This is a genomic window from Bacillus sp. JJ1127, assembly GCF_036965845.1.
In the GTDB taxonomy this organism is placed as follows: Bacteria; Bacillota; Bacilli; order Bacillales; family Bacillaceae_G; genus Bacillus_A.
Genome location: NZ_JBALQK010000377.1, coordinates 1 through 1766, shown reverse-complemented (window position 1 = coordinate 1766; position 1766 = coordinate 1). Strand labels below are relative to the sequence as shown.

The following is a 1766-nucleotide window of genomic DNA, read 5'->3' as shown; positions in this document are numbered from 1 at the left end:
AAAAAGAAAAAGAAAAAGATGAAAAAACTAACAGCAGTCGTAGCACCAGTTTTAGCAATGAGTGTGGCATTATCAGCATGTTCTACAGGTGGGGACAAAAAAACAAGTACAGATTCAAGTAAGAACGACAATAAATCAGATGGTAAATTAGCAACGAAGCAAGTATTGAATCGTACAGAAAAACAAGAAATCCCAACAATGGATTCTTCTAAATCAACAGATACGGTATCATCACAAATGCTTGGAAATACAATGGAAGGATTATATCGTCTTGATCAAAATAATAAGCCAATTCCAGCTGCAGCAGAATCCAGCACGAAAAGCGAGGATGGCAAAAAATATACATTTAAGCTTCGAAAAGATGCAAAATGGTCAAATGGTGATCCAGTAACAGCGAAAGACTTCGTGTTTGCATGGCAACGTTTATTAGATCCAAAGACAGCAGCAGAGTATGCATTTATTGCGTATCCATTAAAAAATGCAGAAGCAATTAATAAAGGACAAGCAGATGTATCTACATTAGGTGCAAAAGCTGTGGATGATTATACGCTGGAAGTAGAATTAGAACAACCAGTGCCGTATTTCTTAAACTTAGTAGCATTTCCATCGTATTACCCGTTAAATGAAAAAACGGTAAAAGAAAAAGGTGAGAAATACGGTTTAGAAGCAGATACAGTCGCTTACAACGGACCATTTACAATGGTTGAGTGGAAGCATGAACAAGGCTGGAAACTGAAGAAAAATGATAACTACTGGGATAAAAAGAATGTTAAGTTAGATGAAATTAACTTCAGCGTTGTAAAAGAGCCAGCGACACTTGTAAACTTATATGACAGTGGTCAAGTTGACTTTGCATTATTAAAAGGGGAATTTGTTGATAAATATAGAGACAAAAAAGATGAGTTTGGTTCATATGAGCAAACAAGTACGTATTTCTTAAGAATGAATGAAAACCGTAATGGACAAGATACACCATTAAAAAATAAAGATTTACGTGAAGCAATCGCGCTTTCTATTGATAAAAAAGGTTTGGCTAATGTTATTTTAAATGATGGTTCAAAACCTGTAGATCAGCTTGTACCAAAAGGCTTGGCAGCAGGTCCTGATGGTAAAGATTTCACAGAATCATTTAAAAATGGCTTGAAACACGATACGAAAAAAGCGGCAGCTGCTTGGGAAAAAGCGAAGAAAGAGCTTGGGAAAGACCAGATTACAATTGAATTATTAAGCTATGATGATGGAACTGCAAAAAAAGTTGCTGACTATGCAAAAGATCAAATTGAGAAAAGTTTGAAAGGTGTAACAGTTAATATTAAAATTCAACCGTTTAAACAAAAGTTAAAACTAGAATCAGCAAAAGATTATGAACTCTCGTTTGCAGGTTGGAACCCAGATTATGCAGATCCAATGACATTCTTAGACATGTTTGAAACAACAAGTAGTTACAACCAAATGGGTTATTCAAATCCAAAATATGATGATATCATTAAAAAAGGAAAAACTGAGTTGATGTCCGATGCGAAAAAACGTTGGGAAGAGATGGGGAAAGCTGAGAAAATGTTACTTGAAGAAGATGCAGCGATTGTACCGTTATATCAACGTGGGGATTCCTATGTATTGCAACCAAATGTAAAAGGTGTGGTTCATCACAACATCAGCCCAGAATATAGCTTCAAATGGGCATATGTAACTGAAAAAGACGGAAAATAATATGAAATAAAAAAGCATTTTTAAAGGTAGTTTATCTACTTTTAGAGATGCTTTTT

1 protein-coding gene is annotated in these 1766 nt (G+C 34.9%); it reads left to right on the top strand.

Annotated features, from left to right (window positions below):
• The first annotated feature begins 18 nt into the window (after positions 1-18).
• Positions 19-1710, top strand: coding sequence for a peptide ABC transporter substrate-binding protein (locus V7183_RS24700; protein WP_335361180.1), 1692 nt, complete (start codon positions 19-21; stop codon positions 1708-1710).
• The last annotated feature ends 56 nt before the right edge of the window (positions 1711-1766 follow it).

What these genes read in the sequence shown, in the direction of transcription:
- V7183_RS24700 (WP_335361180.1), top strand. Translation starts at nt 19, where the DNA reads ATGAAAAAACTAACAGCAGTCGTAGCACCAGTTTTAGCAATGAGTGTG.